The organism is Blastococcus saxobsidens, from assembly GCF_010682065.1.
GTDB lineage: Bacteria > Actinomycetota > Actinomycetes > Mycobacteriales > Geodermatophilaceae > Blastococcus > Blastococcus saxobsidens_B.
The window spans coordinates 76,278-95,930 of the sequence record NZ_JAAGWG010000009.1 but is presented as its reverse complement, the minus strand read 5'-3'; the positions used below and the strand labels follow the sequence as shown (position 1 = coordinate 95,930).

Annotated in this window: 16 protein-coding genes; 9 read left to right on the top strand and 7 right to left on the bottom strand. The window is 74.6% G+C overall.

Translation table 11 applies throughout. The features are described 5' to 3' along the window. Nucleotides 1-129: 129 nt before the first annotated feature. Nucleotides 130-393: a GlsB/YeaQ/YmgE family stress response membrane protein gene (locus tag GCU60_RS07745; protein ID WP_163203882.1), complete on the bottom strand. Its 264-nt coding sequence runs from the start codon at nucleotides 391-393 to the stop codon at nucleotides 130-132. 189 nt (nucleotides 394-582) lie between these two features. Next, nucleotides 583-3,315: an endo-1,4-beta-xylanase gene (locus GCU60_RS07740; RefSeq protein ID WP_204261630.1), complete on the bottom strand. Its 2,733-nt coding sequence runs from the start codon at nucleotides 3,313-3,315 to the stop codon at nucleotides 583-585. 163 nt (nucleotides 3,316-3,478) lie between these two features. Here GCU60_RS07740 and dtd point away from each other — a divergent pair, with 163 nt between their 5' ends. Together dtd and sigB are read left to right on the top strand one after the other, a co-directional pair. Then, a complete protein-coding gene (dtd, locus tag GCU60_RS07735) occupies nucleotides 3,479-3,910 on the top strand; it encodes a D-aminoacyl-tRNA deacylase (protein ID WP_163203880.1) in 432 nt (143 codons plus the stop codon). A gap of 282 nt (nucleotides 3,911-4,192) precedes the next feature. Continuing rightward, on the top strand, nucleotides 4,193-5,179 hold the full coding sequence (sigB, locus tag GCU60_RS07730) for an RNA polymerase sigma factor SigB (protein WP_345770466.1): 987 nt from the start codon (nucleotides 4,193-4,195) through the stop codon (nucleotides 5,177-5,179). 146 nt (nucleotides 5,180-5,325) lie between these two features. On the opposite strand, the gene GCU60_RS07725 is transcribed toward sigB, so the two are convergent. Beyond that, on the bottom strand, nucleotides 5,326-8,049 hold the full coding sequence (locus tag GCU60_RS07725; RefSeq protein WP_345770465.1) for a bifunctional GNAT family N-acetyltransferase/acetate--CoA ligase family protein: 2,724 nt from the start codon (nucleotides 8,047-8,049) through the stop codon (nucleotides 5,326-5,328). Continuing rightward, nucleotides 8,042-9,223 carry an acetoin utilization protein AcuC gene (locus GCU60_RS07720; protein WP_163203878.1) on the bottom strand — a complete coding sequence of 394 codons (1,182 nt, stop codon included), beginning with the start codon at nucleotides 9,221-9,223 and terminating at the stop codon, nucleotides 8,042-8,044. Before GCU60_RS07720 ends, GCU60_RS07725 begins: the two co-directional genes overlap by 8 nt. A gap of 145 nt (nucleotides 9,224-9,368) precedes the next feature. Between GCU60_RS07720 and GCU60_RS07715 the strand changes: the two genes are divergently transcribed. Beyond that, nucleotides 9,369-10,094: an iron dependent repressor, metal binding and dimerization domain protein gene (locus GCU60_RS07715; RefSeq protein WP_163203876.1), complete on the top strand. Its 726-nt coding sequence runs from the start codon at nucleotides 9,369-9,371 to the stop codon at nucleotides 10,092-10,094. Nucleotides 10,095-10,177: 83 nt separating this feature from the next. Then, nucleotides 10,178-12,256, top strand: a complete 2,079-nt coding sequence (locus tag GCU60_RS07710; RefSeq protein ID WP_163203874.1) for an alpha/beta fold hydrolase — start codon at nucleotides 10,178-10,180, stop codon at nucleotides 12,254-12,256. A gap of 15 nt (nucleotides 12,257-12,271) precedes the next feature. On the opposite strand, the gene GCU60_RS07705 is transcribed toward GCU60_RS07710, so the two are convergent. The 3 genes from GCU60_RS07705 to GCU60_RS07695 form a co-directional block, all read right to left on the bottom strand. Beyond that, nucleotides 12,272-13,381: a DUF4192 domain-containing protein gene (locus GCU60_RS07705; protein WP_163203872.1), complete on the bottom strand. Its 1,110-nt coding sequence runs from the start codon at nucleotides 13,379-13,381 to the stop codon at nucleotides 12,272-12,274. Nucleotides 13,382-13,463: 82 nt separating this feature from the next. After that, complete coding sequence (locus GCU60_RS07700; RefSeq protein WP_163203871.1) at nucleotides 13,464-14,219, bottom strand: hypothetical protein; 756 nt, start codon at nucleotides 14,217-14,219, stop codon at nucleotides 13,464-13,466. A 40-nt stretch (nucleotides 14,220-14,259) separates the two neighbouring features. Next, nucleotides 14,260-14,553, bottom strand: coding sequence for a Dabb family protein (locus GCU60_RS07695; protein WP_163203869.1), 294 nt, complete (start codon nucleotides 14,551-14,553; stop codon nucleotides 14,260-14,262). A gap of 95 nt (nucleotides 14,554-14,648) precedes the next feature. Between GCU60_RS07695 and GCU60_RS07690 the strand changes: the two genes are divergently transcribed. From GCU60_RS07690 to GCU60_RS07670, 5 genes are all read left to right on the top strand, one after another. After that, a complete protein-coding gene (locus GCU60_RS07690) occupies nucleotides 14,649-15,899 on the top strand; it encodes a glycosyltransferase family 4 protein (protein ID WP_163203867.1) in 1,251 nt (416 codons plus the stop codon). Between the two features lie 79 nt (nucleotides 15,900-15,978). Continuing rightward, the gene (locus GCU60_RS07685) at nucleotides 15,979-16,773 is read left to right on the top strand and encodes a methyltransferase domain-containing protein (RefSeq protein ID WP_163203865.1); all 795 of its coding nucleotides are present in this window, start codon (nucleotides 15,979-15,981) and stop codon (nucleotides 16,771-16,773) included. A 10-nt stretch (nucleotides 16,774-16,783) separates the two neighbouring features. Beyond that, nucleotides 16,784-17,869 carry a prenyltransferase gene (locus GCU60_RS07680; protein WP_163203863.1) on the top strand — a complete coding sequence of 362 codons (1,086 nt, stop codon included), beginning with the start codon at nucleotides 16,784-16,786 and terminating at the stop codon, nucleotides 17,867-17,869. Further along, nucleotides 17,866-18,723: a glycosyltransferase family 2 protein gene (locus GCU60_RS07675; protein WP_345770463.1), complete on the top strand. Its 858-nt coding sequence runs from the start codon at nucleotides 17,866-17,868 to the stop codon at nucleotides 18,721-18,723. Before GCU60_RS07680 ends, GCU60_RS07675 begins: the two co-directional genes overlap by 4 nt. Then, entirely contained in the window at nucleotides 18,720-19,631 is a 912-nt protein-coding gene (locus tag GCU60_RS07670; protein ID WP_163203861.1) for a glycosyltransferase, read from the top strand. The genes GCU60_RS07675 and GCU60_RS07670 overlap by 4 nt, the downstream gene beginning before the upstream one ends. Nucleotides 19,632-19,653: the final 22 nt, after the last annotated feature.

The window sequence follows — 19,653 nt, the reverse complement described above, 5'->3', positions numbered from 1 at the left end:
TTGGGGGCAAGCCCGCGACCAGCCGGTCGGGCTCCGCCACCCGGCGAGCGAGGTGCGACGCGTCCCGCGGGCAGCGCGGCCGGGCCTCGGGACGGGACCCGGCCGCGGGAACTGCACCAGCGGGCGGGGTCAGCGCACCGAGCGGTGGCGCGTGCCGGCGAGGCCCTCGGCGACGCCGATCAGCAGGACTGCGGCGATCACCGCCAGGACGAAGCCCAGCACGTTGAGCTCGAAGATGTCACCTGTGCCCAGCAGGCTGGCGATCAGCCCACCGATCACCGATCCGACCAACCCCAGGAGCAGCGTCGCGACGAGGCTGAGGTTCTGCTTGCCCGGCTTGAGCAGGCGCGCGAGCGCGCCGATCACGAGGCCGGCGACGAGGAATCCGATCATGGTCGGTCGCTGTACCTGCTGGTACGGCGCGGCAAACGCCCCGGCCGTCCGGCCGGGGGCCCGTCGACGGCTGCGGTCGGGCCCGACACCCCGCCGCCGTGGTTGCAGTGGCTGTACCGACCGGAACCGGGCCACGACGCGGACCGGCCCCCGACCACGAGGTGGTCGGGGACCGGTCCGGCGGGCGATCTAGCGGCGGACGTCGACGGTCACCGTGGCGACGCTGGTCACCGGAGCGCCGAGGGCGTCGGTCATCGACAGCGTGCACTCGTACACCGCCGTGCCCGTCTGCGTGGGACGTGCCCGCAGCTGGAAGTTGGCGTTCTGCCCGGCCGGGTAGTCGCGGTTGGCCACCTGCCGTGCCGACCCCGGCGCCAGTTCGAGCACCGTCCGCGGCCCGGACGTCTGGGTGCACTCGTAGCCGAAGGAGCTGCCGAGCAGCGTCCCGCGGCCCTTGTTGCCGAACTGCACCACGACCTGCACGGTCTGCTTGACGTTGGCCCGGACGGCCGAGCCGTGGTTGATCTGCTGGTACAGCTTCGTCGTCGTCGCCGGCGGGGTCACCACCACGTCGAAGGTGACCGGCTTGGCCTCGTTGCCCGCGGCGTCGGTCGCGGTGCACGTCACCTCGGTGGTGCCGATCGGGAAGCGCGACCCCGACGGCGGGGTGCACACCGGCGTGACGGCGCCGTCCCGGGTGTCGGCGGCCACCGGCAGGGCGTAGGTCACGGTCGCACCCTGGGGGCTGGTGGACGATGCCGCGACGTCGTCGTGCCCGAGGATCCGCGGGGCCAGCTCGTCGGCCGGACGGGGGGCGAGCCGCGTCGGGTCGACGATGCCCCAGTACGCCGGGGTCACCTGCAGGTCGTCGTCGAAGGGCAGCGGCGCCTCCCACGGGCGGGCGGCCGGCCACGTCCGCAGCCAGCTGCGGGCGTTGCTGATCCCCCAGAAGGTCACCGACTCGATCGAGTCCGAGTGCGAGCGGAGCATGTCGAACAGGTCGCGGTAGTAGTAGCCGTTCTCCGTCTCCGCGTCCTGCTGGTCGGCCATGCCGGGCCGGTGCTGCGGGGTGCCCGGGCCGCTGACGTCGGCGCCGAAGTTCTCCGCCGAGGTGCTGATGTCCAGCTCGGTGATCACCTGGAGCAGGTCGGGGTCGAGCTGCTCGACCGCGGTCAGCGAGTCGTCCAGCCACTGCACCGGTCGGGCGAAGTCCATGTGCGCCTGGTGGCCCACCCCGTCGATCGGCACGCCGCGCTGCTGCAGGGCGCCGATGAGCTCGAGGTAGTCGGCCCGCTTCTCCGGGAACTCGGTGTTGTAGTCGTTGATGAACAGCTCGGCCTCGGGGAAGTACCGGTCGGCGAAGCGGAAGGCGTCGTCCACGAACGTCTCGCCCAGGACCTGGAACCAGCGGCTGTCCCGCATGTCGTGCGGGTTGGCCGTGTCGCCGTCGGCGATGACCTCGTTCACGACGTCCCAGGCCCAGACCGGGCTGTCGCCGTCGGGGTAGCGGGCGTCGATGTGCTCGGCGATGGCCTTGATGTGCGCCTCCATGCGGGCGCGCAGCAGGGCCTGGTCCTCGGGGCTGCTGGTCAGCGGCGTGCCGTCCCGGTCGGTGAAGAACCAGTCGGGGGTCTGCGAGTGCCAGGCCAGCACGTGGCCGTAGACGTCGAGCCCGGTGGCGTCGGCGTAGTCCAGCAGCGCGTCCAGGTCGCCGAAGGTGAAGGTGCCCTCGGTCGGCTGGATCTCGGCCGGCTTGCCGTCGTTCTCCGGGGTGATCGCGTCGTAGTGCTTCTGGATCAGCGCCGAGGAGCGGCCCACGGTCTCCCGGGAGTCGATCGCCACGCCGACCCGCTCGATGCCGTCGGCGCCGAGCACGTCCTTGAGCGCCGGGACGTCCTGGATCGGCGTCTCGGTGAAGGGCTCGACGGTGACGTCGTCGATCAGGAAGCTGACGCCGGCGTCGCCCTCGACGTACAGCTGCGCCGTGTCGATCGGCGCCCCGAGGGTGTACCGGCCCTGGAGCCGGGTCCACCCGTCGGCCGTGACGACGGCGCTGGCGCCGGGCACGCCCTCGTAGGCGGTGGCCGTCCCGGCGCGGTCGCGCTGGATCGTCGCCCGCAGGGACGCCGGCGCCTGGCCGGGAGCCAGCCTGGCCCACAGCGTGACCTGCACGGTCTGGCCGACGGCCAGGTTCGTGGTGACGTCGAGGGTCGGGCCGTGCCAGCCCTGCGTGCGGTTCGTGGTGAGCAGGCTGGCGGTCCCGCCGTGCGCGGCCGTCGTCGTCCGGGAGACCGAGACACCGTCCCCGCGCGGGCCCCAGCCCTGCAGGCCGGTCTCGAAGTCGGTGGCGACCGGCCGCGGGGTGCCCGGCTGCGCCGGCCCGGAGGCCTCGCCGACGATCCGGACGTCGTCGACGTAGAAGCTCTGCGTGGCGTCGGGGCTCTCCAGGTAGAGCTCCAGCCCGCTGTTGGCCGTCGCGTGCGTGTAGGTGCCGCCGACCCTGGTCCAGCCCGTGTCGTCCACCGCGACCTGCCAGGCCACCGTGTCGTAGCTGGTGGCCCCCCCGGCGGGCGTGCGCGCGACACTGGCGGTGACCAGGTCGCTCCCGGAGCCGGCGGGGAGCCGGACCCAGGCCTCGACGTCGTACGTGCCCGCGGGCAGGAAGCCGTTGGCGTCGATCGCCGGCCCGTGCCAGCCGTCCGTGCGGCCGGTGACCGCCAGGCTCCTCGTGCCGGTGCGTGCGATCTCGGTGCTCGAGGCCACCTGCGCCGCGCCGCGGCCGAACCAGCCGTCCGTGCCGGTCTCGAAGCCGGCCTCGTGGACGGTGGAGGGGGCGGCTCCGGCGGTGGGGACGGCGAGCAGGCCCACTCCCGCGGTCATGCCGAGGGCTGTCGCCCCGGCCGCCAGACGACGTCGCGTCATGTGTGATCCCTTCGGGGCGGCTCCGGGCTTTCGGCGACCGCATCGGAACTGTCGAGCAACTTCCTCCGCATGAGTGAAGCGAGTCACATTCGACCGCGTCAACGACTTTCGGAAACTATCGGAGTGTTTTCCGATCGCCGCCCCGGCAGGCCAGAATGCAGGGGTGCGCGCCGTCGTCAGCCGAGTCAGTACAGCCGCTGTAACCGTCGACGGCGACGTCGTCGGCCGGATCGGACCGGGGCTGCTGGCGCTGGTGGGGGTCGGCCGGTCCGACGACGAGGCGTCGGCCCGCGCGATGGCCCGGAAGGTGCACGAGCTGCGGATCCTCCCCGGCGACGACGGCTCGGTGTCGGCCGCCGACCTGGGTCTGCCGGTGCTCGTCGTCAGCCAGTTCACGCTCTACGCCGACACCCGCAAGGGCCGCCGCCCCTCGTGGCAGGACGCGGCGCCCGGGGAGGTGGCCGAACCGCTGGTGGAGGAGGTGGTGGCCGAGCTGCGCCGCCGCGGCGCCACGGTGGCGACCGGGCGGTTCGGGGCGCGGATGCAGGTGTCCTCGGTCAACGAGGGGCCGATGACGCTGCTCCTGGAGGTCTGACCTCGGAGTTCGCACCGCGCCGAATCACATGTCTGGAACTCGGCGGTGCCGGGTACCGGTGGGTGACCGAAGACACTCCCTGTCGGTTTGCTGTGAAGCGCGGGTTCATGGAACACCGGACCCCCTGGCGGCCGTTGTGCAGGGCGTACCACACCGGACAGAGAAGGGTGGGACCGGCCGGTGACCCCGTAGCCGAGAGCCCACCCCACGCCTGGATGGACACCGCCGCCCATCGAAGCCCGGCGGATGCATCCGAATCGAAGGCAAGGACGAAGACTCATCGTGACGCTGCTGCAGTCCTCCCCCACCGACACCCTGGACGTGCGCTCTCCCCGGCGTGAGCCCGACGCCAGCGGCCTGGTCTCGACCGACCTCGTCCGCGTCTACCTCAACACCATCGGCAAGACCGCTCTGCTCACCGCGGAGCAGGAGGTCGAGCTCGCCAAGCGGATCGAGGCCGGCCTCTACGCCGAGCGGCTGCTGGGCGAGCAGACCGGGCTCACCCCGGCCCGCAAGCGCGACTACAAGATCCTGGCCACCGACGGAAAGGCCGCCAAGGCCCACCTGCTGGAGGCCAACCTCCGGCTGGTCGTGTCGGTCGCCAAGCGCTACACCGGCCACGGCATGACGTTCCTGGACCTCATCCAGGAGGGCAACGTCGGCCTGATCCGCGCCGTGGAGAAGTTCGACTACACCAAGGGCTTCAAGTTCTCGACGTACGCCACGTGGTGGATCCGGCAGGCCATCACCCGCGCCATGGCCGACTCCGGCCGCACCATCCGGCTGCCCGTCCACCTGGCCGAGCAGGTCAACAAGGTGGTGCGCACCCGCCGGCGGATGCACCAGGAGCTCGAGCGCGAGCCCACCGCCGAGGAGGTCGGCCTGGAGCTCGACCTGCCCGAGGAGCGCATCGTCGAGCTGCTGGAGTACAGCCGCGACCTGGTCAGCCTCGACCAGACCGTCGGCACCGACGAGGAGTCCCGCCTCGGTGACTTCATCGAGGACGCCGACGCCGCGGTCGCCGAGGACGCGGTCGCCTTCCAGATGATGAAGGGCGACGTCCGGCACGTGCTGGACACGCTCGAGGAGCGGGAGCGCGACGTCGTCGTCCTCCGCTTCGGTCTGGACGGCGGCCAGCCTCGCACGCTGGAGCAGATCGGCAAGCAGTTCGGGCTGTCCCGCGAGCGGGTCCGCCAGATCGAGCGGGAGACGATGAACAAGCTGCGCGACCCGCAGCGGGCCGACGCCCTCCGCGACTACCTCGCGTAGGAACAGCCCACACGGCGAAGGGCCGGTCACCCGCGGGTGACCGGCCCTTCGCCGTCCCGGTGATCAGGTCTGCCGACCGTTCCGGGTCCCGGCTCAGCACCGGTGGTGAGCCAGCGCCCGCCGTGCTGAACCGGGACGGCGGGCCCTCAGACGGGGCTGCGCATCCTGCGAGGACCCGGGTCGACGCGGGCGGTCGGCGGCCCGACCAGCGCCGTGCCACCGGCGACCACAAGCGAGCGACCCCCGTGCCACGGCTCGGCCGGCCCGACGATCACCGGCTCCAGGCTCAGCCGCAGCACCTCGGGCAGGTCGTCGGCCAGCCGGGCGACCCGCAGCAGCAGGTCCTCCAGCGCGGCGACGTCCACCGGCTCGGAACCGCGCCAGCCGTTCAGCAGCGGCCATGCCCGCGGCGCCCGGACCAGCTCGGCGGCGTCCAGGTCGGTGAGCGGCAGCGTCCGGAAGGCGCGGTCGCCGAGCAGCTCGGTGGCCACTCCCCCGACGCCGAAGCTGACCAGCGCGCCGAAGGACGGGTCGTCGACGATCTCGACCACGGTGGCCACGCCCGGCGCGGCCATCTCCTGCACGATCACCGGGTCCCCGGACGGGATGGCGGCGAACGCGCTGCGCACGGCGTCGGCGTCGACCAGGTCCAGTCGCACGCCCCCCAGGTCGGAGCGGTGCCGCAGCCACGGCGCGGTCGACTTGAGCACCACCGGGTAGCCGATCTCCTCGGCAGCGGTCACCGCCGCCTCGGCGTCGGTGACCGTGCGGGTGCCCAGCAGCGGCACGCCGTAGGCGCCCAGCAGGCTCATCAGCTCGTCGTCGGTGAGCTCCCGGCCGCCGGGACTGCCGGCCAGCACCCGCCGCACGAGGTCCTCGGCCGCCGGCTCGTCGACGTCGGGCAGCTCCGGGACCTCGCCGACCGGGCGCCGGCGCCAGCGCGCGTACTCCGCGACCTTGGCCAGCGCGATCACGGCGCGCTCGGGGGTCGAGTAGGAGGGCACCGAGCCGCGGGCCGGCATGCCGTCCTCGTCGAGCACCGCCAGCTCGTCGGGGATGCCCTCGGTCGAGAGGAAGCTGGCGACGACGGGCTTGGTCGACTCCCGCGCCACCTCGCGCAGCGCCGGGCCGTACTCCTGCGAGCCGGACATGAGCGGCGGCAGGAAGACCGCGACGACGGCGTCCACCCCGTCGTCGTCCACCGCGGCCTGCAGCGCCGAGCGGAACGCCTCGGCGCTGCCGGTCACGCCGATGTCGACCGGCGCCTCGTGCGCGAGCTCGAGCCCCTCCTCCAGGACCGCGTCGGCGACCAGGATGCCGATGGCGGTGGAGTTGCCGACGATGGCGACGCGCGAGCCCTCGGGCAGCGGCTGGTGGGCCAGCAGGCTGCCGACGTCGAACATCTGGGCAACGGTCTCGACGCGGATGACGCCGGCGGAGGCGAACAGGGCGGCCACGGACTGCTCGGGGACCGCCACCGACGTGCCGGCCAGACCGGGCGTCACGTTCACGTGCCGGCCGCTCTTCACCGCGACGACCGGCTTGGTGCGGCCGACGGTGCGGGCCAGGCGCGCGAACTTGCGGGGGTTGCCGAAGCTCTCCAGGTGCAGGAGCACCACCTCGGTGGCCGGGTCGGTGGCCCAGTACTGCAGCAGGTCGTTGCCGCTGACGTCGGCGCGGTTGCCGGCGGACACGAACGTGGACAGCCCGATCCCGCGGCTGCGGGCCCGCTCCAGCAGCGCGACGCCGAGCGCCCCGGACTGCGCGAAGAACCCGACCCGCCCGCGTCCGGGCACCATCGGCGCGAGGCTGGCGTTGAGCCGCACCTCGGGGTCGGTGTTGACCATCCCGAGGCAGTTGGGGCCGACCACGCGCATGCCCGAGGCCCGGGCCGCGGCGACCAGCCGACGCTCGGCGTCCTGCCCGTCGGCGCCGGTCTCGCCGAACCCGCCGGAGACGACCACCAGACCGCGCACCCGCTTGCGGCGGCAGGCCTCCACGACGCCGGCGACCTCGTCGGCGGGCACGGCCAGGACTGCCAGGTCGACGTCGTCGGGGATCGACTCGATGTCGGCGTAGGCGGGGACGCCGCGCACGTGCCTCGCGCCCGGGTTGACCGGGTACACGGGGCCGGCGAAGCCGTAGTCGAGCAGGTGCCGCAGCAGCGCGTTGCCGATCTTGCCCGCGTCGTTGCTGGCGCCGACCACGGCCACCGAGGACGGCCTGAGCAGCCGGGCGATGGACCGCGACTCGCTGCGCTGCTCGCGCTCGTAGGCGACGGCGAGGGCGTCCTCGGTCTGCTCGATCGGGAAGGTGAGGTGGACGACGCCGTCCTCGTAGGAGCGCTCGGCCTTGTAGCCGGCGTCGCGGAAGACGCGGACCATCTTGCTGTTCTGCGCCAGCACCTCGGCGACGAAGTTCTTGATCCCGCGCTCACGGGCCGCGGCGGCCAGGTGCTCGAGCAGCACCGAGCCCAGCCCCCGGCCCTGGTGGGCGTCCTCGACGAGGAAGGCGACCTCGGCGTCGTCGGTGCCGGGGTACCGGTCGTAGCGACCGACGGCGATGACCTGGTCGCCGAGCAGGACGACGAAGGCCACCCGCTTGTCGTGGTCGACGTGGGTGAACCGGTGCAGGTCCTTGTCCGACAACCGCTTCATCGGGCCGAAGAAGCGGTAGTAGCGGGTCTGGTCGCTGCTGCGCTCCATCAGCCCGGTCAGGCCGTCGCCGTCGTCGGGGCAGATCGGGCGCAGGTGCACGGTCCCGCCGTCGGCCGCCACGATGTCGGCCTCCCACCCCGGCGGCGGCGTGGGCAGGGCCTCCTCGTCGGCGGCGGTGGGTGCGGTGCCGGTGCTCGGCTGCTGCTCAGTCACGGGGATCGTCCGGGTCCAGACCGAAGTAGGGGAAGCTGGCGCGGCGGGTGCGCATGATCGCCCGGTCCACGCGGGACTCGGTGAAGTTGTCCCAGCGGGAGAAGCCGGTGTACCCGCCCTCGGTCATGTGCGTGGGTGGCCGGGCCCGGAGGCCGCGCTTCACGACGTCGTCCCGCCAGGACGCCGGGATCTCGGTGGCCGGGTCCAGCGGGCTGCCGCTGACCTCGGCGAGCAGGTGGGTCCACGCCCGGGGGACGCACCGCACCAGGCCGTATCCGCCGCCGCCGAGGGCGATCCACCGGCCGTCGCACAGCTGGTGGGCCAGCTCGTGCATGGCCTTGTAGCTGGCCCGCTGCCCGTCGACGGTGAGCGCGAGGTCGGCGAGCGGGTCCTCGTGGTGGGCGTCGCACCCGCACTGGGTGACGATGATCTGCGGCTCGAAGGCCTTGAGGACGCTGGGCACGACCGCGGCGAAGGCCCGCAGCCAGGCGGAGTCGTCGGTGCCGTTGGGCAGGGCCAGGTTGACCGCGCTGCCCAGCGCCTTCTCGGCGTCGCCGGTCTCCTCGGGGTAGCCGGTGCCCGGGAAGAGGGTCAGCGGGGTCTGGTGGATGCTGACGGTGAGCACCCGGGGGTCGTCGTAGAAGGCGGCCTGGACGCCGTCGCCGTGGTGGACGTCGAGGTCGACGTAGGCGATCCGCTCGTAGCCCTGGCCCAGCAACCAGGCGATCGCGACGGCGGCGTCGTTGAAGACGCAGAAGCCCGAGGCGCTGCCGCGCATGGCGTGGTGCAGACCGCCGGAGATGTTGACGGCGTGCTGCGCCGCTCCGCTGTGCACCTGCTGGGCGGCGAGGACGCTGCCGCCGGTGATGAGCGCCGCGGCGTCGTACATGCCCTCGAAGATTGGGTTGTCCGCGGTGCCGAGCCCGTGCCCCACCCCCGGGTCGGTGGGCGCCCGGCGCACCGCCTCGAGGTAGGCCGGGTCGTGCACGAGGGTGAGCAGGTCGGTGTCGGCCGGCGTGGGCCGCAACACGCGCAGCCGGTCGGTGGCCAGCACCCCGAGGCTGTCGGCCAACCGCATGGTCAGGTCGAGGCGGACCGGGTGCAGGGGGTGGTCGCCGCCCATCGTGTAGCCCAGCAGCGCGTCGTCCCAGACGACCGCGATCGAGTCGCTCACGGGCCCCCTCCCCTGCCGGCGCCCCGGCGCGCCCGCTCGGGCGCCGACGCTACCGGGTGGCCCGGCGTCCCGTAGGCCGTTCTCCGGCGCGACGGCCGGGCTCGTGCGGGCCCGTAGACTCCACAGCCGACACCGAGGAGTGGTTGTGAACGACCTCATCGACACCACGGAGATGTACCTCCGCACCATCTTCGAGCTGGAGGAGGAGGGGATCACCCCGCTGCGGGCCCGCATCGCCGAGCGCCTGCACCAGAGCGGCCCGACGGTCAGCCAGACCGTCGCGCGCATGGAGCGCGACGGCCTGCTCACCGTGGAGGGTGACCGCCACCTGCAGCTGTCCGAGGAGGGCCGCCAGCTCGCCACCGCCGTCATGCGCAAGCACCGGCTGGCCGAGTGCCTGCTCGTCGACGTCATCGGCCTGGACTACGCCGACGTCCACGAGGAGGCGTGCCGCTGGGAGCACGTCATGAGCGAGGCCGTGGAGCGCCGGCTGCTCGCGCTGCTCGGCAACCCCACGGTGTCGCCCTTCGGCAACCCGATCCCGGGCCTGGAGGCGCTGCGCGGCGAGGAGCCGCTCGGCGGCGAGACCTCCGCCGTCCTCGACTCCCTCACGCTGCTGTCGACGACCGCCAGCGCCGAGGGGCGGCCGGTCGTCGTGCGGCGGATCAGCGAGCAGCTGCAGGAGAACGCCGAGCTGCTGCGCGCCCTGGCCGACCACGGCGTGCGGCCCGGCGTCACGATGACCGCCCGGCTGCTCGAGGGCTCGGTCAGCCTGGACGGGTACGTGCTCCCGTCGGGCGTGGCCCAGCACATGTTCGTGAGCGCCGTCGACGAGGAGCTGACCCCGCTCGAGGCCGCGCCGCTGCTCTGAGGGGGGTCCGCTCGGGGCGCGGCGGGGGGATGCGGCTCACTACGGTGGGCGGCGTCCCTGCTGCCGCGTGAGAGAAGGCCCCGGTGAGCTCGTCCGCTCCCGCACCCGCCGACACCGCCCCCGAGCCGGCGCCCAGCCCCTTCCACCGGTTGGCCGACTTCGTCGCCATCCCGAGGATCGGCTCGCTGGCCCTCTCCCCCGGCGGCGACCGGCTCGCCGTCTCGCTGCACACCCTCGACCCCGAGGGCAAGAAGTGGCGGTCGGCCCTGTGGGAGCTCGACCCGGAGGGACGGCGCCCGGCCCGCCGCCTGACCCGCAGCGCACCGGGTGAGTCCTCCCCCGCGTTCGCTCCCGACGGCTCCCTGCTGTTCACCTCGGCGCGTCCCGACCCCGGCGCCCCGGCGGCCGACGACCCGAAGCCGGCGCTCTGGCGCCTCCCGGCCGACGGCGGCGAGGCCCGGCCGGTGCTGGCCCGCCCCGGCGGCGTGAGCTCCTTCGCCGTCGCCACCGGCAGCGGCGACGTCGTCGTGGTGGCGTCGGTCCTGCCGGGCGGGTCGGACCCGGCCACCGACGAGGAGCTGCGCAAGAAGCGCGCCGACGCCGGTGTGACGGCCGTGCTCCACGAGGCCTATCCCGTGCGGTACTGGGACCACGACCTGGGCCCCGCGGCGCCGCACCTCTTCTGGGCCGGCCGGCTGCCGGCCGACGAGGAGCCCGGTGGTCCGGCGCCGGTCGAGCTCCGCGACCTCACGCCCGACGCGCTGCCCCCGACCGGCGCGGGGGACGACCTCGCCCTCTCCCCCGACGGCGCCCGGCTCGCCCGCGCGGAGGACGTGCCCGACGGCCCGGCCGGCCGGCGCAGCCGGCTCGTGGTGACCGACACGGCCACCGGCGACACCCGGGTGCTCGTCGACGACCCGCTGGCCGACGTCTACGGCGCGGCGTTCTCCCCCGACGGCGAGCACCTGGTGTGCGTGCGCGAGGCGATGTCCACCTACGCCGAGCCGCCGGACTACACGCTGCTGCTCGTCGACGTCGCCGACGGCACCGCCCGCGAGCTCACGGTGGACTTCGACCGCTGGCCCAGCGCCCCGCAGTTCTCCGCCGACGGGACGGCCGTCTACTTCCTCGCCGACGAGGGCGGCCGGCACGCGGTCTTCCGGGTGCCGGCCGACGGCGGCGAACCGGTGCGGCTGACCGGCGATGGCGCCTACGCCGACCTGCAGGTGGCCCGGGACGGCAGCGCCCTGTACGCGCTGCGCTCGGCCTACGACTCCCCTCCGGTGCCCGTCCGGCTCGACCCGGCGACCCCGATGCAGGACCCGGAACCGATCCCCGGCCCGGCGACGGTGGCGAAGCTGCCCGGCACGCTCCAGGAGTTCACGACGACCGCGCCCGACGGCGCGCAGGTGCAGTCCTGGCTCGTCCTGCCCGAGGGCGCCTCCGCCGACTCGCCCGCCCCGCTCGTGCTCTGGATCCACGGCGGCCCGCTGATGAGCTGGAACTCCTGGTCGTGGCGCTGGTGCCCCTGGGTGCTCGCAGCCCGCGGCTACGCGGTGCTGCTGCCGAACCCGGCGCTGTCGCAGGGCTTCGGCCAGGACTTCGTGCGCCGCGGCTGGGGTCGCTGGGGCGAGGAGCCCTACACCGACCTGATGGCGGCGGTCGACGCCGCGGAGCAGCGCCCGGAGATCGACGCGTCGCGGACGGCGGCCATGGGCGGCTCCTTCGGCGGCTACATGGCCAACTGGGTGGCCACGCAGACCGACCGCTTCAAGGCGATCGTCACCCACGCGAGCCTGTGGAACCTCGAGGGCTTCCTGGGGACCACCGACGCCGCGTACTACTGGGAGAAGGAGTGGGGCGACCCGCTCACCGAGCCGAAGCGCTACGAGCAGAACTCCCCGCACCGCTTCGCCGACGCCATCCGCACGCCGATGCTGGTCATCCACGGCGACAAGGACTACCGCGTCCCGATCGGTGAGGCCCTCGCCCTCTGGTACGCCCTGCAGAAGCGCGGCGTGCCGTCGAAGTTCCTCTACTTCCCCGACGAGAACCACTGGGTGCTGACCCCGGGGAACAGCCAGGTCTGGTACGACGCGGTGCTGGCCTTCCTGGACGAGCACGTCCACGGCAAGGACTGGCGGCGACCCGAGCTGCTCTGAGCGGCGCACCCGTGGTCACCGGTTCGCGTCGGTGGCCACGGCCCGCTCGATCAGCTCCCGCAGGTCGGCCGGGGTGAGGCAGGCGGCGAGCCCCTGGGCGAGCATCCGGGCCAGGGTGTGGTCCGGGTCCCCGTCCAGGGCCCGGTCCAGCGCGACGTTGGCCATCGCCCCGTCACCCCGCAGCCACACGCTGACCGCCAGCAGCGTCGCCGGCGCCGCGTCCAGCGGCGCCGGTGCCCGCCGGGTGCACTCCGTCCAGAGCGCCTCGGCGGCCGCGGCGTCCTCGCCCAGCGCCAGCCCGAGCGCCCGGTCGCGCACCCGCGTATCCCGCAGCGCCCACGCCAGTCCGGCGACCTCGTCGTCGGTCAGCGGGGCGGGCGGTGGCAGGGTGCCCGGGCGCCAGCGGGCCAGCCCGTGCTCGACGAGGACCCACGCCTCGTCGGCCATCGCCGACCGGCCGACCTCCCGCAGCCGGGCCGCCCGCTCCCCCGCCGTGCGCAGGCAGGCCGCGACCATCGCCGGGCGGTCGCCCGGTGGGGCGTCGAGGCGGGCGGCCAGCGCCGCCCGGTCCGGCGCCACCACCAGGCCGGTGCTCACCGCCGCGGCGGCCAGCGCGCTCACCCCGCCCGGCAGCGGCGTGCCCGCCGACGGCAGGCAGCAGGGGTGCGGGCAGTCGTAGGACCACCACCGGCCCCGGCGCACGAGCAGTGCGTCCCGCACCGGCACGTCGTCGGCCGCCAGCGCCGTCACCAGCTCGTGCACCAGCGCCCGGTGCGGCAGCTCGGGAACCGGCCCCGGCGGCCCGTCGAACCCCTCGCCGCAGGCCCAGGGGTCGAGTTCGTCGGGCGCCTCGGAGACCACGGCCAGCAGCGCCGCCGCCGGCCGGTCGGTGCGCAGGCTGCGCACGATCAGCGCCGTGGCGCCCGCGCGGTCCCGACCGGCAGGCAGGTCGGCCCGCACCGTCAGCCCGACGCGGCCGCCGGACTCCCCACCGAGCCCGATGAGCACCACCGACTCCTGCGGCCGGAACCCCAGGAGCTGCGGCAGCGCCGCGGCGATCTCACCGGGGTCGGAGATCCGCACCCGGGGTCGGTCGGGGCCGGGCTGCGCAGGGAGGGCGTCCATGCCCCGACCCTGCCGACGCGCCGGGGGCCGCGGCCGCGACCGGAGCGATCTGTGGACGGCCCCGGGGCTGTGGACGGCGAGGTCAGCCCAGCGCGTCGGCCTGCGTCTCGTAGGCCTGCTCGAGCAGCGCGGCGAACTCGGCCGGGTCGGTGCCGGCCCCCTCGCCCGCCGTCGGGTCCACGACCACGGTCACCAGCACGAGCAGCCGGTCGTCGTCCTCGACCATGCCGATCAGCGTCGGCACCGACACCTGGCTGCCGTCGGGAGCGGCGACCGCCGTCGTGAGGCGCGCCAGCGCGGCGCCGTCACCGAGCTCGTCGACCGGCAGGTTCTCGAAGGTGAGCGTCGCCTCGCCGAACTGAGGGGAGGTGATCGTCGCCTGCGGGCAGCGCTCGGCGGCCTCGCGCAGCAGGGCCGCGACGTCGTCGGTCGGCCCACCGCGCAGCAGCATCTCCACGGTGGCCACGGAGCCCGCGGAGGCGCTCTGGGCGGCGACGTCGTCGAACTCGGTGAGATCGGGCTGGGTGCTCTCCACCGACGCGCGGCAGGACTCCGGCTCGACCTGGACGTCCTGGCCCGCGACGACCCCGGCCCCCAGCTCCAGCTGGTCCGGCGACACGGCGGTCACGGTGGCGTCGGGGCCGAACGCCTCGGCGGGCAGGAGCCCCTGCGCGAGGTCGGAGGCCGGCTCCTCGGCCGACGACTCCTCGGCCGACGACGTCGCCGCGCTGGAGGACGCCGCCTCCTCGGAGTCGCCGCCGCCGCAACCGACGAGCACGAGGGCCGTGGCCAGACCGGCGCCCAGCCGAGGGAGACGACGCCGCTGTGAGGAGGTCATGGTGCGACGGTAACCGGTGCGGGGCGGCACCGGCGCCCGGTCACACCCGGTACTGCACCGCGCTGCGGGCGGCCAGGATCGGGCGCACGTGCTCGGCGATGACCGCCAGGTGCACCGGGTCGTCGGCGTAGCGGAGGAACGCCTCGGCGTCCGGGAACTCCGCGAGCAGGACGGCGTCGGCGTTCCCGTCGCGGAGGCCGGCGTCCTCGGTGACAACGAGGGAGGTCATGCCACCCACCCGCGTCCGGAGGTCGCGCAGCGCGGCGACGGTGGCGGCCCGGCGGTCGGCGTCGGCGTCCGGGGACCAGGTGAAGAGCACGACGTGACGGATCATCGGGAAAATTCTGCCAGCCGCGCTGTCGATCGGCCGGGTGGCGTGGCTACCGGCTGGTAGCCGGGGGCCGGTCGCCGGTCGTTAGAGTCCGGGCCATGGGACGGTCGTTGCGCATCGCACTGCTGTCCTACCGCAGCAAGCCGCACAGCGGCGGCCAGGGCATCTACGTCCGGGCGCTCTCCCGCGAGCTGCGCGAGCTCGGGCACCGCGTCGAGGTGCTCAGCGGTCAGCCCTACCCCGAGCTCGACGCCGGCGTGCCGCTGACCCGCGTCCCCAGCCTGGACCTCTACCGCGAACCCGATCCGTTCCGCACGCCGCGTCCGTCGGAGATCCGGGACTGGGTCGACGTCGCCGAGTGGGCGACCATGTGCACCGCCGGCTTCCCGGAGCCGCTCACCTTCACGCTGCGCGCCGCGCGCCACCTGCTCCCGCGGGGCGACGAGTTCGACGTCGTCCACGACAACCAGTCGCTGGGCTACGGCCTGCTCCGGCTGGTGAACGCCGGCATCCCCACCGTGGCGACCGTCCACCACCCCATCGCGATCGACCGCGACCTGGAGCTGGCCGCCGCGCCGACACTGCGCCGCAAGCTCACGCTGCGCCGCTGGTACGCCTTCACCGGCATGCAGGCGCGCGTCGTCCAGCGGCTGGACGGGGTGACCACGGTGTCGGAGAACTCCCGCCGCGACATCACCACGCACATGGGTCTGCCGGCCGAGCGGATGGCGGTCATCCCGGTCGGCATCGACCCCGACCGCTTCACCCCGCCACCGGCCGACCGGCCGCGGGACACCGACTCCGTCCTGGCCATCACCAGCGCCGACGTGCCGCTCAAGGGGCTGGTGCACCTGCTGGAGGCGCTGGCCAAGCTGCGCACCGAGCGGCCCGTCCGGCTGACCGTCGTCGGCACCGCCCGCCCGGGAGGGCCGGCCGAGGCCGCGCTGGACCGGCTGGGCCTGCGGGACGCGGTCCGGTTCACCGGCCCGGTGCCCGAGGACGAGCTGGTCCGCCTCTTCCAGCAGGCCACCGTGGTGGCGATCCCGTCGCTGTACGAGGGCTTCTCGCTGCCCGCCGTCGAGGCGATGGCGTGCGCCACCCCGCTGGTCACCACCGACGCCGGCGCCCTCCCCGAGGTCGTCGGCACCAAGGCCGGCCTGCGCGTGCGGGCCGGCGACGTCGGTGAGCTGACCGCCGCCCTGCAGCTGGTGCTGGACTCGCCGTCCCTCGCCGAGCAGCTCGGCCGCGCGGGCCGGCGGCGGGTCCTGGAGACCTTCACCTGGCGGGCCACCGCCGAGCGCACGGCCGACTGGTACGCGCAGATCCTGGAACGGAAGGGACGGTCGTGAGAACGACGGGCGAGGGAGCATCGCAGGGAGCGCCAGCGACCGAGGAGCGGATCGAGTCCGGAGTCGAACTCGAGGCATCGTGCTGACCGTCGACTACGACCTGCTCGACCTGCGGCCGGGGATGCGGGTCCTCGACCTCGGGTGCGGCGAGGGACGGCACGCCTTCGAGGCCTACCGCCGCGGGGCCGAGGTCGTCGCCGTCGACTGGGGGCAGCAGGAGGTCGAGACGACGAAGCGCTGGCTGGGCGCGATCGCCGAGGCCGGAGAGGCGCCGGCGATGGCCCGGTTCGAGGTGGTGCGGGGGGACCTGCTGCACCTGCCCTTCCCCGACGCCAGCGTGGACCGGGTGATGGCCTCGGAGGTGCTCGAGCACATCCCCGACGACGCCACGGCGATGCGCGAGATCTTCCGGGTGCTCAAGCCCGGCGGGCGGGCGGTCGTCACCGTGCCGCGCTACGGCCCGGAGCGGGTGTGCTGGGCGCTGTCGGACGAGTACCACGCCAACGAGGGCGGGCACATCCGCATCTACCGCGGGGACGTGCTGCGCGCCCGGCTGGCCACCGCCGGTCTGGTCCCGGGCAGGAGCCACCACGCGCACGCGCTGCACGCCCCCTACTGGTGGCTCAAGTGCGCCGTCGGCGTCGAGAAGGACTCTGCGCTGGTGCGCGCCTACCACCGGCTGCTCGTCTGGGACCTGACCACCCGCCCGCTTGTGACCCGGCTGGCCGAGAAGGTCCTCGACCCGCTGATCGGCAAGAGCTTCGTGGTCTACGCCGACAAGCCCGCCGACGAGCCCACCGGCCCGGCCGCCACCGGCACGGCCCGGGCGTTCGGCGCGGTCGGGCAGCCGGAGCGGTCCACTGCGTCCCGCTGACCGCCAGGCGGTGCTCCCCGACCTCCCCGGGGTGCTGAGCGCCGCGCAGGTGCGGCAGACGGTCGAGTGGATCGCCGGGGAGCAGTACGCCGACGGCGGGCTCCCCTGGTTCCGCGACGGGCAGCTGGACCCCTGGGACTCCGTCGAGGCCGCCATGGCGCTCGACGTGGGCGGCGAGCACGAGCGGGCGCGGGCGGCCTACCGGTGGCTGGCCGGGCGCCAGCGAGTCGACGGCAGCTGGGCCGCCGAGTACCGCGCCGGCGTCGAGACCGCCCCCGCCGCGGAGAGCAACCACGCCGGCTACCTGGCCGTCGGCGCGTGGCACTCCTGGCTGAGCACCGGCGACGAGCAGGTCGTCACCGAGCTGTGGCCGGCGGTCCGGCGCGCGCTGGACCTGGTGACGCGCATGCAGCTGCCCGGCGGTGCGATCAGCTGGGCGCTGCGGCCCGACGGCACCCCGGACGACCTGGCGCTGCTCACCGGCAACGCCAGCCTGTTCCAGGCGCTGCGCTGCGGACTGGCCCTGGCCGAGCTGACCGGCGAGGCGCAGCCGGACTGGGAGCTGGCCGTCGCCGACCTCGGGACAGCGCTGCGCGAGCGACCGGACGCCTTCGCCGACCGCGGCCGCTACTCGATGGACTGGTACTACCCGGTGCTGGGCGGTGCGCTGACCGGTGCCGCGGCCGAGGACCGGCTGAGCGCCGGGTGGGAGCGCTTCGTCGTGCCGGGCCTGGGCATCCGCTGCGTCGACGACCGGCCGTGGGTGACCGGGGCGGAGACCTGCGAGCTGGTGCTCTCCCTGGCCGCGGCCGGCCGGACCGACGACGCGATCGAGCAGCTGGCAGCGATGCAGCACCTGCGGCACGACGACGGCTCGTACTGGACCGGCTTCGTCTACCCCGACGACGCCCGGTGGCCGGTGGAACGCACCACCTGGACGGCGGGCGCGGTGGTGCTGGCCGCCGATGCGCTCTCCGGGGCGTCCCCCGCCTCGGGGCTGTTCGCCGACCCGGGCGCGCTGCCGGCCGCCGGCATGGGACGGAACACGGAAACGCCGGGTTGGCTCGCGGGAGGTGCGGGCACGGTCCACCCGTGACCCTCCCCGATCGTCCCGACGTGAGCGTCGTCGTCATGTCCCGCGACCGGCGGGAGGAGCTGCTGGCCAGCCTCCCCCGCCACGAGGCGCCGGTGATCCTCGTCGACAACGCCTCCACCGACGGCAGCGTGGCGGCGGTGCGGGCGGCGCGCCCGGAGGTCACCGTCCTGCCCCTGCCGGAGAACGTCGGCTCCTACGCCCGGACGATCGGCGTGGAGCACGCCGGCACGCCGTTCGTCGCGTTCGCCGACGACGACTCCTGGTGGGCGCCGGGCGACCTCGCCCGCGCGGCGGCCGTCATGCGGGCGCACCCGCGGCTGGCCGTGCTCAACGCCCGCATCCTGGTCGGTCCGGAGGAGCGCCTCGACGGCGTGTGCGAGGAGATGGCCGCCAGCCCGCTGGGCACCCCGGCCGACCTCCCCGGGCCCGCGCTGCTCGGCTTCGTCGCCTGCGGCGCCATGGTGCGCCGCGAGCCGTTCCTGCAGGTCGGCGGGTTCGACCGGGTCGTGCGGTTCCCGGGCGAGGAGGAGCGGCTCTCCCTGGACCTGGCCGCCGCCGGCTGGGGCATGGCCTACGTGGACGAGGTGACCGTCCACCACCACCCCTCCCCCCGCCGGAGCGCCCCGGACCAGCGCCGCGCGGCGATCTGGCGCAGCCGGGTGCTGACCGCGGTCATGCGCCAGCCGGCGCCCGAGGTGGGCCGGGTGGTGCTGCGGGCGCTGAGCACCGGCACGGCCGAACGGCGCGGGCTCCTGCGCGCGCTGCCCGACGTCCCGGCCGCGCTGCGTTCCCGCCGGCCGGTGCCCGAGCGGGTGCTCGCCGACCTGCGCATCCTCGCCGGGGACACGGCGTGACCGCGTCCGCGGGCCCTGATGCCCGGGTGGCCGTCGTCGTCATCACCCACCAGCGCCGCGACGAGCTGCTGCTCGCGCTCGACCGGCTCGTGGCCCTGCCGGAGCGGCCGCACGTCGTCGTCGTGGACAACGGCTCGACCGACGGCACCACGGCCGCGGTGCGGGAGCGCTTCCCGCAGGTGGAGCTCCTCGCCAGCCCGGAGAACCTCGGCGCCATCGGCCGCAACCTCGGCGTCGCCCGGCTGGACACCCCCTACGTGGCGTTCTGCGACGACGACACGTGGTGGGAGCCCGGCTCGCTGCGGACGGCGGCCGACGTCCTGGACGCCCATCCGCGGCTGGCCGTGGTCACCGCCCGGATCGTGGTCGAGCCCGGGAGCACGGAGGACCCGATCGTCGCCGAGCTGCGCGACTCCCCCGTGCGCGGCGCCGGGTGGCTGCCCGGGCCCGCGCTGGGCTCCTTCCTGGCCGGCGCCTCGGTGCTGCGCCGGGAGGCCTTCGAGGAGGTCGGCGGCTTCTCCGAGCGGCTGTGGCTGGGTGGCGAGGAGGAGCTGATGGCCGGGGACCTGGCCGCCCGCGGCTGGGAGCTCTGCTACCTGTCGGCGCTCACCGTGCACCACCAGGCCAGCCGCGCCCGCGATCCGCACAAGCGGCGGGCCGACGGCATCCGCAACACGCTCTGGACCACCTGGCTGCGGCGGCCGGTCCGGCCCGCGCTGCGCCGCACCGTGCACCTGCTGCGCACCGTGCCCCGCGACCGGGTGACCGCCCGTGGCCTGACGGCGGCCGTCCGCGGGATGCCGTGGGTGCTGCGGGAGCGGCGGGTCCTGCCGCCGCACGCCGAGGCGCGGTTCGCCGCTCTGGAGGCCGCGCAGGCGTCGTCCTCCGCCCGGCGCTACGTCTCCTGAGCCCGGCGGTTCGTGCACTTTC